The following is a 14,990-nucleotide window of genomic DNA, read 5'->3' as shown; positions in this document are numbered from 1 at the left end:
GCAGCATATTGAAGCCAGTCTATCCTACTATATCAGGATGCTTTATCATTTGGGCCCGCTCTTACTAAGGTTCTAAAGTTTTCAAAGGATATTCATTAATCACCCTATTCTGTTCACCCAAACAAAAAGGAGCCCTTTGACTGCAGCAAACGTCAGAGCTCCTTGCTTGTTATGATGTAAATATGAAAAAGAGATCAAGACAACTTGATCTCCTCGATGAGCGCCGAGTGTTAGTGCAAGTACCCTGCCTCCACTTCGTCCAAAACTTGTCTTGCTTGTTCAATCCACATATCGTCCACCGATGCGTCAGGGTCGATCGGAGCCTGGAATTGATCAAAGAGAGCTCCCAATAAACGAGGTGCCGCATGCTTGTCGGTTCCTGTATTGTATATATGTCTAAACACGAATGGACGGCCGAGCTTTATCGTAGCATGGCAGCCGCCGCATTCGCCATCCAAGCTGCCTTTGGTTACCAGAAAAGGGATCCGAAGCCACACCATCCGCTCCTGATCCAAGCGCCGGTCTAGATAACCATGCTTGTAATCCCAATTGCCGGCTAACGTAAAATCATGTTTACATAGATAGGTATCTATATTCACAAAACGGTCTTCAATATTCTCCAATCTCGATTCCAAATTTATCATGTGCGCCCACCTTATGTTTTTAGTCCTAGGATGGACTTGAATTCCAAATCGTATACGAACATCGTGTACGAATTCAACATGACGAATCATCTACATATGCAGAGTCTCACTTTCTACCACTACTAGTGACTCCTCTCCCTTAAATTACTAGTTGTTATGATGTATGCTTTCGAATCCCCTTCAAAACCCATAAATTGAATGACGTTCGTCATTAAAACAGTGACACTAGGCCATACCGAAGCCATAAACACAACTTTCTTCCTGAGTAGTTAGCCTTAATTTTGTTCGAATTCATATAATTTATATCATTTAGTTAAACTTTACCAAATATGTCGTAGTTCCTTTTATACCGATCATTCGTTCGCTGTGCTCCTTGCTGCCTGTCCTGTAAGAACAAGGGCTCATCTTTTTTTGAGGTATCAATGCTATAATAACCCCGTTTACTAAATAGAGAATACGTGGAGTTCTCGTAGAGAAACGGAGGGAAAACATGAAAGTGAAAGGTTATCCGATGCTTGCCAGTCTCTTGGCTGTCATGCTTCTGGTGGGGCTTCATACCCCGGCTTATGGGGAAAATGCTGCAAAAAAAGCAACTTGGATCTGGCAGACGGATCTGATTCAGGATGGCGGCGAAGAACTTCTTCGTTTTTCCAGGGAAGAGGGAATTAATCTAATCTTCTTACAGATTGATCGTCAACTGCCGTCTGAAATTTACGAGGCATTTATACAACGTGCGCATGAGAATCAAATCGCAGTGCATGCTTTAGGTGGAGATCCAAGATGGGCCCTCACCGAACATCGGGAAGATATGCTCGGACTCGCGGATTGGGTGGTGAACTATAACGGCAAGGTTTCGGCCGGTGCCCGATTTGACGGAATCCATCTTGATATAGAGCCGTATGTACTTGCCCAGTGGGAGGACGAGAAGGACAAGATCATCAGCACTTGGGAACAAAATCTGGAGGTGTTCCTGAATCAAGTGTCCGGAAACGAGCTGGAACTCGGGATCGACATCCCCTTCTGGTTTGATCAATACTCCTTAGAAAATGGCACCAATCTGAATGAATGGCTGATCCGTACATTTGACCATGTTACCGTGATGGCCTACCGGAACGAAGTAGAATCCGAGCATGGAATACTGGAACTGACGCGAGATGAGCTTGAGCTTGCCAACAGGCTTGGTAAACAGATTCTTATTGGGGTTAACACGAAGGAAATGCCGGGCGAGTCTCACACCAGCTTTTATGGGCATGGTAAGGACAGAATGAACGAGAAACTGGAGCATCTTTCGGGTGTGCTCGGTTCATATGCATCCTTTGCCGGGATCGCTATCCACGATATCCGCAACTGGCAAAACATGTCCAATGATGGGAGCGTACCGCCAGACGATAACGAACCTACTTCCCCATCACCGGACCCCGATCCGAATCCTGAACCGGGAGAAGGCGGTCGCGTGCCAGATGCGGATCCGGTTACACGGGACCCTATCGTAAGAGGCACGTATATATGGGAAGCTCATGAAGTAATTCAAAACAGTCAGGAAATTCTTGATTTTGCGAAAGAGAAAAACTTGAACTGGCTGTATGTAAGACTGGACCTGGAGCAACCGTACAGTTCGTACTCTTCGTTTGTTAAACAAGCGGCTGCTGCCGGAATCGAAGTTCATGCCATGGGTGGTCATCCGATATGGGCACTTGAGGAGAACCGGCCCCGAATGCTGCGATTGGTTAATTACGTAAAGAACTACAACCGCGCAGTGGAAGGCAATGAACGTTTTCATGGCATTCATTTGGACATTGAGCCTTATGTGCTGCCTGCGTGGAGGGAAAATTCGCAGCAGGTTATTTCCGAATGGACCGCGAATCTGGATGCCTTTGTTACGGAATTGAAAAAGGACTCCAATCTGGAAGCAAGTATGGATATGGCCGTGTGGCTGGATAAATACAAAGTTACCGGTCAAGATATGTCGCTCAGCAAGTGGATGATCAACCGAATGGACCATGTTTCACTCATGGCCTTCCGGGATGTAGCGGAAGGATCGAACGGGATTGTCGCAGTCTCTAAGGAAGAGATTGCATTTGCCGATGAGTTGGGCAAGCCGATCAAGATTTCCGTCGAGATCAAAGCCAGCCATGAAGGCGATCATATTTCCTTCTATGAAGAAGGAGCAGCTTACATGGAGGAAGAACTTGCCAAGCTGCCTGATTTATTGAAGGATTCACCTTCTTTTACCGGTAGCGTGGTGCATGCGTATACTTATTGGAGGAATGCTAAGCCTTAAGAGGTAAGAAACTGAATAACCCCATCGCTCTTGAACGAGCAATGGGGTTATTTTATTGACGCGTTAGGAGGCGTAACTCGCTCTTATCAACAGGGGAGCATAAAACGTCATAGTCTCATGTATTCTTCTTCGCAAGCGTTCTCTGGGCTCGCTTTACGATGCGCTCGGTTTCCTTGGTTCCGGAAGATGACTGCCACTCCCGGCATAGCTGAATCACCCAATCCGGATTCGTTTTACTGGCATCATTAAGCCAATTCGCTACAGAATCTTGCACATATTTGACCGGATCGGATTTCACCGCATCCAATAGCGGCCGAGCAATGTCCGGGTTCTCTTTTAGTTCGGCAATATGTTTGGCCCAGACGCCTTGCGGGCGAATCACTTCAATTGCAAATCTCCTAATGTACATATTCTTGTCATGAACCCAAGAAGATAACAAACGTATAGATTGCCTTAATTCGCTCGCGACAGAATCCCTAACAGCCATCCATGATATTTCACGCACGCCAAAATGTTCATCTGCTGCAAACGCCTTTATTCGGTCCAGCTTCTGTTCAAGGTCCAGCTGATCTAACCCAACCATATAGGCTGCCCAGCAGCGAACGCTGTCTGAACGGTGTTTAGACAGACTGTTTACGATATCAAATTGCTCAGTCTTCGGCATTTGCTCCTGCAGATTCATCCAGGAATCGGCAATCGCCGGGATGATTTTTGTCACCTTGTCATCAATCTGAACCAACCTCGATAACATTTCATCTCGCTGTTTTTGTAATCCAAACTCGTCCAATACATTTTTCAGCAAGTTCAAGTGATCTATAGCAAGCCATTCTGTCAAATTCACCGTTTCCAATCGCCCTTGCTGTAGTAGCACCTTAACTTCTTCAGGAACCTCACTCACCTTACGAGCACCTTTCCTGTGCAATAATGCACGGTCTATCGATATCTCTTCATCGTTGATTTCCATCCCGATCCAGTCTCCTTAATCTATTAAATAAGTTACAGAATAAACGGGATCCAGATCAATGGATGTAATGCAGCTTACAACTTACGTTGTTCAGCTCAATCTCGTCATGGCGTAATCCCGATGAATGTAAATCGTTCGAAATCCGGTCTTGATCACTTTCGCTTCCGATAGCTCTTTTAATACCAATGTGACAGCCTCCCGAGTTGCTCCGACCAAATTCGCAATTTCTTGATGCGTCAGTGGCAGATCGATTCTATAGTACTCGCCGCTACGCTCCAGATCAAATTGATTGGACAGGTTTACGATCACGTGCAGGATTTTTTCATGTAGTTTACCCAACGCCAGGTTTTGCGCAAGACTGCTCATATGTACCAAACGGTCACTCATGACCTTCATCATATTGAGCATGAATTGAGGGTGTTCGATCAGAAAGTTCTCAAATCGCCGCTGATCGATCATGCAGATATCGCATTCTACCAGCGTTTCAATGAATACTTCCCGTGTACCGAGCGATAAACCGTTTAATTCACCAAACACATTCCCTTCGCCCAATATGTCCAGCGTAAATTGCTTTCCTTCTGTGTTTAACCTGTACAAGCGAACTCTACCCTTTTTCACAAAGTATAATCGTTCCGTGAAGGTTTGCGGTGTTTGTATGAATGTATGTTTAGGATAGATTGTAATGGAGGTTAGCTCATCCATCACGATCAAATCATCTTTCGATAAGGAATGAAGCAAGTTGAATTGCGACAGATATTGAATGTTACTCATGATTTACCTCCGAGATCAATATGCCCGCATAGGCTCTTTCATGTATTGTATAATTTTTCTGCTGCTAGTGGTCACCCATCTAGCAATATCATGGCAAAAAAGCCTGATTTCTCAGGCTTCATCATATACGCATATTAATCGATATAAGGTTTTACCGTGGTTACGAAGCCCGCCGTCTCTTTTCAAACAAATGCTCGCCCCTGACCCACATATGATATAAATACTCGAAGCTTCCCGCAAGTACTGCAATCAGTAGGACCTCCGAGAAATCAAGGGTCCAGTTCGCAACACCGCCAATAATCCACAGCATTACAAATACCAATCCGGCATCGGCAATCGTTGCCATCATATTGCTGGTACGTGGCAGAATAAATAAATCTCCCACCAAATAAGCAACGATGCCAATTCCTAATGCCGTCAATATAGCCCCTGTGAACGAAGCATCGGTAAGTACAACCAGCAGTGCCGTAATCAAAACTCCATGCACCAATAACTTAACAAGCAGTTTCATAAGCGATACACTCCTTTTGCGGTAGTGTATCCCTTTTGCGTGTTTTTACTCCTGACCATGGTCCCTTACCGTCGGAAAACCATCATTCATATCGGCGCTGTTCCGTACCAGTTTGATTTCCATAACTGTGCCTTGGCCAAGCGTGCTATGAACCTGAATATGTCCTCCATGCGCGATCACAATGTCATGTGTAATAGCCATCCCAAGACCTGACCCTTTATGGAGTTCCCCCGTATTGGTCCCGCGGTAATATCGATCGAAGATTCTTCCGAGCTCCTCCTGCTTAATGCCTTTTCCATTATCCTCCACACGAATCAGGATATGCTCCTCATTCTTCTCGACCTGGACCTTGATCGAAATATCCTCACGGTTATGAACAATCGCATTATAGATCAGATTGGTGATTGCTCTACGTATCAGAATATCGTCAACCTCGATTTTAATGACTTCATGACTGCTGCTAAAATCAATGTCCCGGTTGGCGTATCTCGGGTCATTCAGCGTATCGATCACGACATTGCGTACCAGGCTTACGAGGTTTACATTTTTCTTATTCAACGTCAGCTTTTTATTCCTCAAGCGGGTCGACAGATTCAAGTCTTCGATCACGTCTCGCAAATATTTAGACTTTCCTTCAATGATCCCGGTGTAATCCCGTATTTCATCCATCGAGAACTGATATTCCGTGTCCTTTATCATCTCCGCATAGCCTTGGATCGAAGCAAGGGGCGTTTTGATATCATGCGAGATATTGCCGATCCATTCTTCCTTCATCGCATCCAATTTCTTTCTTTCCTTCTCGCTTGATTTCAGCTCTTGGGCCAAAAGATTAATATTGGCGAACACGTCCTTATATATCCCCTTAGGTTGATGATAGACGTTATAATCACGGCTAGCTAAACGCTTAATGCTGTCGATTAAGATAAACATGGGTTTGGTCAACCGCTTGCTGAAGATATAAGCGATACATAAGGCGATGAATCCGTCAACGATGATGATGGATACACTAAATACCTTAAACATTTGTGCGAAGTTCCGTGAATCGATGGTTAACACTTGCCGCTCCAGGTATGGAGTCGTAAATCCAATCAAGTAACTGTAACGATGTTCGAAGCCCACCTTTTCGCCAATAAAGACGGTGGAAAGCACTTCCTTCTCAACATACTTATAAATCTGCACAATATCGATGGGGGCGTACTTTGTTTTGGCCTCTTCCGGAGCAAGATAGCGGTAGATTTCCCCACCATTCTCATCCAGAATTTGTACCCATGCCTGATTCTTCTCCAAAATCTCCTTGCCCTTCTCGCTTATCGAAGCCCCCGATTCCGATATTACGATATGTTCCTGGAAGGATCTGGATATCGATTCTGCTGAGGTTTGCCGATTTAAAAGCGGGAAATCCTCATTCACCGATTGTAGAACGAATAAGCCGATAATCACCACGATGTTCATAATAATAACGATGACGACGATAAGAACCACGGAGACCAGATACCTGCCGGTCAGCTTCCACTTCATCCCTTATTCATCCTCTACGACAAACTTATACCCAAGGCCTTTTACCGTAAGGAGATACCGGGGATTGGAAGGGTCCTCTTCTATTTTCTCCCGCAGCCTCCTGATGTGAACCATCACGGTATTATCAAATCCGAAGAATTCCTCACCCCATACCTGATCATATAAACTTTCCTTGCTTATGATCTGGCCCGGATGTTTAAGCAGCAGCGTAAGCAATCCCAGCTCTTTCGGTTTTAGTGGAATGACCTTGCCGTTCTTCTTCAGCTCCACCTTCTCTTCATCTAATTCAAAGGGGCCTTTCTTAATCACGCGATTCGGTTTATCCTCATGCTCAGAAACTTCCGGTCTCCGAAACCGAGCTTTGATCCGGTAAGCCACTTCCTTCGGACTAAAGGGCTTGGTAATATAGTCGTCGCCGCCGATGGCGAAACCCAGGATTTTATCAATCTCTTCGGTCTTGGCCGATAAGAAGAATATCGGAACATTGGAGACGCTGCGTATTTTCTTGCATACCTCGTATCCTTCTCCGTCCGGAAGCATGATATCCAGAATGACAAGATCGGGCTGCCAATTCTGGAATTCAAGCCATGCTGCTTCCGCTGTTGCTGCGGTATATACCTGATCGATGCCTTCCTTGATCAGCACGGTTTGAAGAAGCCTGACAATATCCGCCTCGTCATCAACGACAAGTACCTTTTGATCAAACGCCAATTCGTTCACCCCCTGCTATAACCAACATTTTTCCCTCCTGCCAGGCTGCTATTCAACAGCGCATGGAGCATCAGGAAGGAAACATACATCCAGCTTACTCCTCCGCAAAAAACTTCGATAGCGGGTTCTCCTCTTGTTTATCTAACACCACCTTGCCCTTCTTGTCCATCACATAGTACTGATAGAAAGCGCTCGTGAATCCAAGGGATTCTTGCATTTTCGCCATGTAGGTCTCGAAGACCTCATCACTTACATGATCTCCATTCCAGAAATAGTGCAGCATTAGGCGATTTTGATTGAATGGATGCTTGATCACATACGCCCCGGAAGCACTCGGTTGATTCATGGTATCCTTCCAGGCAAAGCCCATTTTGTTCACCCGCTCGATGATACCAGACTTCAGGGCCTGGATCACCCCGTTCGTTTTACCGTTGCCGATCACGATCAGATTGCTTGTCCCCAGTTCCTTCTTCAATTTCGTTTTCAACACCTGGCGATCCCGAATAACGTCATATTTCACTCCGCTGATATCAAGAAGCATTGTGAGCTGGTTCACCATGGCTTCTTGCTGTTTGCGTGTATGATTGCTTACTTGATCGCTCAGAACGATCGATAATGGCTCTCCCTGAAGGGCCTTCTCCATGATGCGGCTCATCGTTTCGTAGGGCAATCCTGGAATTTGGGAAAGGGCTGATTGGTACAGCAATTGAAACTGATCATGCATATATGCGGTTTTCTCCTCTTCGGAAAGTTGGTATTCAGGCTTAAGAACAAACCCCGGCTGATATAGAGCCGTTGCCATTTCGTTTCGCGCCTCTTTTCCGAGCACGTCTTCAATCGTTTGGAGAAGTCCCTCAATGGTGGCATTTTTATATACATAGCGTTTGAAATATTCCTTCATAAAGCGGTCAAACTTCTCTTCGCCAACGGAACGGTACAATTGGTAGATCGCTTGGCGACCTTTCTCGTAATACACCGGGCTAGCCAAATCCCCCACCTCGTCATTGGTCGATGCAATGGCAAGCTCCATCTTGGAATCGTCAAATTGAATGGATTTAAAACCATTCAGCTTATCCCCCTGCTTCTCGGCATAATACACCTTGGAAAAATCGGCAAAACCTTCGTCCAGGAAAGATTCCTTCTCCGAATCGTTCCCGATTAGAGCGTGGAACCACTGATGAGCGATTTCATGAACGAATACAGTGTCTTGCGCGGGGTCGGCCTGGGTGTGAACCTGTCCCATCTGGATGACCCGTGAATATTCAATAGCCACACCCTCCACGTAAGACTCGACGATTCGGAATTCCGGATAAGGATAAGCGCCGTATTTATCACCAAAAAATTCAATGGCTTTAAATGCCTGATCGATATACCGATCAATGACCTGTTTCTTTCCCGGTTCGTTATCAAAATATAAATATTCGATCGTCAAGCCGTCGCGGGTAACACTATCCACTTTGAAATTGGGACTGGCAAAAAATACGAATTCCCTTGTATTGTTGGCAACAGTGGAAACAACCTTGCGGCCAGGTTCCACGTTATTCCGTGTCGTTATCGTGCCTGGCATCGCCACCTGATAAGCGTCGGGAACGTTGAACTCTACTTCATAATCTGCAGAAGTATAATAATCGCTTTCGAATGATGGACTGTAAGGGGTTGTATTCCATTGATGCTTCTCCTCGTCATAGACCGACAAAACCGGAAACCAGTGAGCGCCATTCACAATATCCTGGTAATAAGATAAGCGCTGCGAACCATACGGAATTTTCAGAGAGAAGTCCATATGTACCGATATCGTTGCCCCTGGTTGAAGGGGCTCCTTCAATTGAATAGTCAAAGCCTGATCTTTATTATGGAACTCGAGAGCTTGGCTGTTAGCGTTGACTCCTTGAATATCAATGCCGCCGAGAAAATCTTCCGGCTTCTTATCCGGTTGGTTCTTGCTGATTGCTTCGTTCGATCGTTTAAACATGGACGTCTGAGTTGATTTCGAACGGTTGGCATCGGCATAGGTATGGAATACCAGCTGATTCAACGTATCCTGACTGGTGTTTCGATAGGTAACCATGCTGCTTCCCTGCATGGTCATGTTCTTCTCGTTCAGTCTCGCCTGAATATAATATTGAATCGGCGCATGCGCTTCAACGCTCGCAGAGACTTGTGAAATTGTAGTCGGGGAAACGGCCTTTGCCGCTGCATGACCCGCGTTGATGAGCGGGCATGCAGTCAATGTCAATGCAAGTGAGCCAATAATAGCCTTTTTCGATAGGATCGTCGTTTTTTCTTTTACGTGAGTCATGTTATTCTCTCCCTCTGATATCGTCCTTATTTTCCTAACGTTTCAAGCTTCACCTTGGCTGGTTCCGGAAGCTCGTTTGCCTGTACCTCTTGATAGGAACTGACACCCTTTTCCTTGACGTATAAACGCAAGTACGCTTCTTTTCGCAGTTCTTTGTTCGCCCTAAAGGTTAACGTCTTCGCGTTCCCTTCTTTGTTGAAGCCCTCCAAGGTGTACTCATAGTAGATGTACTTCTCCCCGTTATCCGTTTTGTCTTCCACTTTGGTTCCATCTTGAATTTGCACATAATATTGATCCGTCCCGAAGCGGTTAATGTTCACATTTTGAATAAATACAACAAATCCAATGAGGATGGCGACAAGAATGCCGCCGAAGATCATCGTTTTTTTCATGACTATACTCCTTTATGATAGGTTATTTAGTTTTGGTTACAATTTTATAGTAGGACCTAACGGTAACGACGTAATAGATCAAATAAACACAGGTATAGACGGCCATACAGATCACGACCGGAATCACAAGATTCATATGCAGAAGGTTGGACAACGCAGAAAGTGCGACAGCGCAGTGGGCAATGCCGGCAACGAGCGGCAAAGCAAAGATGAACAGAACTTGCTGAGCTATGCTCTTTTTAACCTCACGCCGATTTACGCCGATCTTGTTTAATATCTGATATCTTGCCTTATCCGAATTTGCCTCGGTTAATTGCTTGAAATATATGATGCTGCCAGTCGCCGTAAGGAACACAAGCCCCAGAAATCCTCCCATAAAAATCAACAGGCCTGACGCTTCCATTCCTCTCGCATAATCCTGATAATAGCTGGCAAATGACGCGCTTTCCGGCAAGATGCCTTCGAGATCCTCCGTCAACTGCTTCGCTTTGTCTTGATTCGATATGCCATAGGCCTCCAGCATGATCGTGTTTGCTTGTTTCTCCAATTGCGCAAACCGTTCATCGCTTATAACGATAGTAGAATAGACCGTACCCAAGTTCAGCACGCTGTATTTCTTCAATTCCTTAAAGGTAATTGGCTGCTCCTGCTTGTTTGGTTTGAGTGTCACCGTAGAACCCACATACGTCGGTGAAAATCCTTCGTAATAGGCCGGGTCCAAGGCAACGGCCTCTTCTCTGCTTAATGTGATGGTGTCTTTGCGGCCCTGCATCTTCGCCAGTTCGTTAAAATCATGCTGGGAGATGACGCTGTATGATTGGATGTCATGCGAAAAAACATCGTTCAGCCCACTGACATCAGCATCCACTTCCAAGATAGGGACGGACGCATGATATAACAGCTCGTGCTGCGGAGTTGACTCTATCAACTCGTCGGCTCGCTTGGTCACGCTGCTATCATGGGAGATCCACATCATGCTGTTCGGGTTCGCTTGCTGGGCATTGCTTGCATTACTGTAATAAAAGCTGTAAGCCGTCCCAACAGCAGTAAGTGTTGTCGCGCTAAGGACGGCAATGATCGTGAGCGTACGCGCGTTGCCTTTGATCCGATATAGAAGCTGGGAGACACCGATCATGTTCATCCCGTTCCAGAATCGGTTCTTGTTATTTCTCGATATTTTCAACAACGTCACGGTCAGGGTACTGAACAGCAGATACGTTCCGATAATCACCGTCGTCAGGATGACGAGTGGCGTTAGCATGAATCCCATCGCCGCCCAAGCCTTGGATTCCAGCAGGTTCTGCAGAGCAAGCCAATATCCGGTGCCTATGAATACCAGAGACAATACAGCGGTGATCCATGAAGCCTTCGGTTCCCGTTCTCCCTCCTGATCCGCATGAAACAACTCAATCAATTTGAACCGGTAGATCAATCGGTAACCCTGCAGTGACGTGATAAGCGTAATGATCATAAACACAATGGCGGTGTTGATGATGGCCGCAGGCGATATCGAAAAATTCGACACCGCATCATATCCCATGACCTTCATTAACAGGGATACAAAAAATCTCGTCAGCACGGAGCCCAGGGCAATCCCGGCCAGTAGAGCCAGCACACCCATCAGAAAGTTTTCATAAAATAACATCCGGCCGATCTGTTTCTTCCGAACACCGAGCAATGAATACAATCCGACTTCTTTCTTGCGCTTGCGAGTAAAGAAGGAATTGGAGTACCAGATGAATATAGCCACAAAGATGATCAGCACAACAGCGGCACCGCTAAAAGCCGAGCTGATTTTTGTCGACCCCTCCGTTGCGGACTGTATCGCAGTATCATATTTAAGTGAAACAAAAGTGAAGTAAATGACGATACTAAAAATCATCGAAGCAAAATATAAAAAGTAATTGGTGAAATTTTTGCGGATGTTTTTTCTGGCTATGCTAAACAGTGTCATCATGCTCACCCCCAAGTGCAGCCAGCACCTCCAGGATCTGATCAAAAAACACCTTGCGCAGTTGGTCTTCTCGATGAAGCTCCTGGTACAGCTGCCCGTCTTTTATAAAAATGACGCGTTTGCAGTAGCTTGCTGCATAAGCATCGTGAGTGACCATCATGATGGTGGCACGCTCTATCTCATTCAGTTTCTTTAAGCTTTGCAGCAGGCTGGTTGCCGACTTGGAATCCAGCGCCCCTGTCGGTTCATCCGCCAATATGAGGCTTGGATTGGCAACAATGGCGCGCGAGGCCGCGGTACGCTGCTTCTGACCACCCGAGATGTGATAAGGATATTTGTTTAAGATATCGCGAATCCCGAACGTATCGGCGATCTCGTTCACCCGTTTCTCAATCTCGGCTGCAGGCACCTTGGACAATGCCAGGGGAAGCAAAATATTTTCTTTGACGGTGAGCGTGTCCAGCAGGTTGTAGTCCTGAAAGATAAATCCGAGCTGATTCCGGCGAAAATCGGATAGCTGCTCCTCATTCATCGATACGATATGTTGTCCGGCAATGGTAATATCGCCTGCCGACGGTGTATCGATCGTCGAGAAAATATTCAGCAGTGTGGATTTGCCTGCCCCGGAAGGCCCCATAATACCGACAAACTCACCTTCCTGAATTTCAAGATTGATGTCTTGCAATGCCGTATATTGATTTCCTTGAATACCAAATGTTTTTTCTACATGTTTTGCTTGTAATATGGTTGTCATATCGCGTTCTCCTTTAAGTCATCGTTAGTTAAGCACAGATGTAATTATAGAAGGCGAACCTTACACGATTTTTATACGAACCTTACATAAAGCTTAACAAACTGGTTGAGTGCACTTACACAAACAGGCTGGCTCAGAACAAAACAAAAACCCGCTGCATGGACGGTCATGGCGGGCTATAGCTTTCTATTATTCAGTTCTTTCTGACATTGGGACTAGAATGAACCTGCTGATCTGTTTCAAGCTATCGGGAGCGATCTCATTAAATCTATCATATACGTGTTTAACACCAAGGAATAATTCATGATCCTGTTTAAGATCCTGAATGGATGCCATCCCTAATGGGACGTGGTGTTTGTCGCATCGCTCCTTAATTAACTGCTGGCTAACTAGAATCCAAGAAAGGGGTTTACTACATGATGTCACCCGAAATTGAAACCATCCGGCAGCAGCTCCCCGGCTGGCTGGAAGCCAGCTTACCATGTGTCGGCAGAGGTAAAGTCGCCTCCTACATCCCCGAGCTGTCCAAAGCTCCCCATGATGCTTTGGGCATCACCTTAATGAACCCCCAGGGTGAATCCGTCACCGCCGGGGACTGCGGGCTGCGTTTTACGATGCAGAGCATCTCCAAAGTGTTTACGCTGATATTGGCGCTGATGGACAATGGAGAGGATGCCGTCTTTAGCAAGGTCGGCATGGAGCCGACCGGAGACAACTTCAATTCCATGTTGAAGCTGGAGTTAGTCAGACCCGGCATTCCCTTCAATCCGATGATTAACGCAGGCGCGATTACCGTTTCTTCCTTAATTCGCGGAGACAGCCCGAACGAGAAATCCGACCGAATTCTTCAGTTCCTTAAAGAGCTAGCGGGCAACACTGATTTGGGATATGACTTGGGCGTTTACCGCTCCGAATCGGAAACCGGGAATCTGAATCGCTCCATAGCATTCTTTTTGAAGGAAAACAGGGTGCTCAGCGGAGATGTTGAAGAGGTGTTAGAGGTGTATTTTCGGCACTGCTCCATCGCTGTGGATTGCGCCGATTTAGCCAGAATGGCATTGGTGTTAGCCTGCAACGGTTCGGATCCGCTAACCGGCAAAGCGCTCATACCGAGAAGATATGTTCAAATCGCCAAGACGTTCATGACGACATGTGGCATGTACAACGCATCAGGAGAATTCGCCATTCAGGTAGGCTTACCCGCCAAGAGCGGCGTTTCAGGGGGCATTTTAACTTTTGTGCCGGGACGTTATGGCATCGGCGTAGTAGGCCCTGCATTGAATAATAAAGGCAACAGCTATGCCGGCGTACATTTACTCCAGTCCATATCCCGCGAGATGGACTGGAGTATCTTCTAAATACAAAAATCCCCCTGGAGCAGTTACAGCTTCAAGAGGATTGAATCCGTCAAATATGTTCTGAAGATAGCACTTTGCTTCGTTTCGTTTGTTAAGAGGGGAATGCGCTCTTACCTGTTTCGAATGGGTCCCATTCTCCTATTTTCTGAAGAACAGTCGCCCAATCCGGTCTGCAAATTCCTGCATATTCACACTGGATGGGTCAAGACGGTAATATCCGTTCTTCACGGCCTCCAATACCCAAAGCGGCAGCTTCTTGCCCTCAAGCAGCGGATATACGTTGTCGTAGGCCCACATAAGATGCTCCCATCGCTTGTCGTTTCCTTCCTGAATATACTCCGATACATCGAGCACCTTCCCTCTGCCTTCCTGCAGCAGTACATTCTTCAAATGAATATCCCGCGGGTTTAAGCCCTTGCTCCGCACAAAGGAGCGTGCTGCCTCGACATCATCGATGACCTGCCTTGCAACGGACACACCATAGAGCAAACAGTCATACAGGGTTAATCCAGATTCATGGCTGATCGCCACATAACGCTCACCTGCCCCATAAAATGCAGGGAAATAGGGGCTGCCCACCAGCTCTTGATAGACCTTAATCTCCGCTTCCTTCTTAGGCAGCGCCTCCGCAGCATACAGTTTGAACGCGTAGGCCGGCAAAGGTTCGTATACGAATACTGCAGCATCCGTACCGATTCCGATGCAGCGCAGGTCATCCGATTCGCCTTCAATCGTGACAGGGTCGTTATCACCGTTCTTGATAACTTCCATACAAGCCAGTGCAGTTTCTGCCTGCTTCCAATGTTCGTGATTCATAGGCCACCTCATTTGGT

The 14,990-nt window shown here is 46.3% G+C and carries 13 protein-coding genes; 2 read left to right on the top strand and 11 right to left on the bottom strand.

The window, feature by feature from the left end:
- Positions 1-230: 230 nt before the first annotated feature.
- Positions 231-644: a YugN-like family protein gene (locus tag AB4124_RS24315; protein ID WP_076323225.1), complete on the bottom strand. Its 414-nt coding sequence runs from the start codon at positions 642-644 to the stop codon at positions 231-233.
- Positions 645-1,134: 490 nt separating this feature from the next.
- Between AB4124_RS24315 and AB4124_RS24310 the strand changes: the two genes are divergently transcribed.
- The gene (locus AB4124_RS24310; RefSeq protein WP_441974458.1) at positions 1,135-2,925 is read left to right on the top strand and encodes a hypothetical protein; all 1,791 of its coding nucleotides are present in this window, start codon (positions 1,135-1,137) and stop codon (positions 2,923-2,925) included.
- A gap of 115 nt (positions 2,926-3,040) precedes the next feature.
- Here AB4124_RS24310 and AB4124_RS24305 read toward each other — a convergent pair whose 3' ends face one another.
- The 9 genes from AB4124_RS24305 to AB4124_RS24265 form a co-directional block, all read right to left on the bottom strand.
- Entirely contained in the window at positions 3,041-3,889 is an 849-nt protein-coding gene (locus tag AB4124_RS24305) for a DNA alkylation repair protein (RefSeq protein ID WP_441974457.1), read from the bottom strand.
- 90 nt (positions 3,890-3,979) lie between these two features.
- Positions 3,980-4,660, bottom strand: coding sequence for a Crp/Fnr family transcriptional regulator (locus AB4124_RS24300; RefSeq protein ID WP_430107330.1), 681 nt, complete (start codon positions 4,658-4,660; stop codon positions 3,980-3,982).
- Between the two features lie 160 nt (positions 4,661-4,820).
- The gene (locus AB4124_RS24295) at positions 4,821-5,171 is read right to left on the bottom strand and encodes a DUF2512 family protein (RefSeq protein ID WP_430107329.1); all 351 of its coding nucleotides are present in this window, start codon (positions 5,169-5,171) and stop codon (positions 4,821-4,823) included.
- Positions 5,172-5,216: 45 nt separating this feature from the next.
- Positions 5,217-6,689 carry a sensor histidine kinase gene (locus AB4124_RS24290; protein ID WP_441974456.1) on the bottom strand — a complete coding sequence of 491 codons (1,473 nt, stop codon included), beginning with the start codon at positions 6,687-6,689 and terminating at the stop codon, positions 5,217-5,219.
- 3 nt (positions 6,690-6,692) lie between these two features.
- Entirely contained in the window at positions 6,693-7,400 is a 708-nt protein-coding gene (locus tag AB4124_RS24285; protein WP_441974455.1) for a response regulator transcription factor, read from the bottom strand.
- Positions 7,401-7,494: 94 nt separating this feature from the next.
- Positions 7,495-9,699 (bottom strand): M1 family metallopeptidase, encoded by a 2,205-nt coding sequence (locus tag AB4124_RS24280; protein ID WP_441974454.1) that lies wholly within the window; start codon positions 9,697-9,699, stop codon positions 7,495-7,497.
- Positions 9,700-9,725: 26 nt separating this feature from the next.
- Positions 9,726-10,091, bottom strand: coding sequence for a YxeA family protein (locus AB4124_RS24275; protein WP_430135417.1), 366 nt, complete (start codon positions 10,089-10,091; stop codon positions 9,726-9,728).
- A gap of 22 nt (positions 10,092-10,113) precedes the next feature.
- Positions 10,114-12,045 (bottom strand): ABC transporter permease, encoded by a 1,932-nt coding sequence (locus AB4124_RS24270; protein ID WP_441974483.1) that lies wholly within the window; start codon positions 12,043-12,045, stop codon positions 10,114-10,116.
- A complete protein-coding gene (locus tag AB4124_RS24265; RefSeq protein ID WP_098743925.1) occupies positions 12,032-12,799 on the bottom strand; it encodes an ABC transporter ATP-binding protein in 768 nt (255 codons plus the stop codon). The genes AB4124_RS24270 and AB4124_RS24265 overlap by 14 nt, the downstream gene beginning before the upstream one ends.
- A 416-nt stretch (positions 12,800-13,215) precedes the next feature.
- Here AB4124_RS24265 and glsA point away from each other — a divergent pair, with 416 nt between their 5' ends.
- A complete protein-coding gene (gene glsA / locus AB4124_RS24260; protein WP_441974453.1) occupies positions 13,216-14,157 on the top strand; it encodes a glutaminase A in 942 nt (313 codons plus the stop codon).
- A 138-nt stretch (positions 14,158-14,295) separates the two neighbouring features.
- Here glsA and AB4124_RS24255 read toward each other — a convergent pair whose 3' ends face one another.
- A complete protein-coding gene (locus AB4124_RS24255; RefSeq protein ID WP_441974452.1) occupies positions 14,296-14,973 on the bottom strand; it encodes a serine/threonine protein kinase in 678 nt (225 codons plus the stop codon).
- Between the last annotated feature and the right edge of the window lie 17 nt (positions 14,974-14,990).

It is taken from the genome of Paenibacillus sp. 2KB_20 (assembly GCF_052115765.1).
Lineage (GTDB): Bacteria > Bacillota > Bacilli > Paenibacillales > Paenibacillaceae > Paenibacillus_AQ.
Note: the sequence above shows the minus strand (reverse complement) of the source record. Positions and strands in the feature narration are given on the sequence as shown.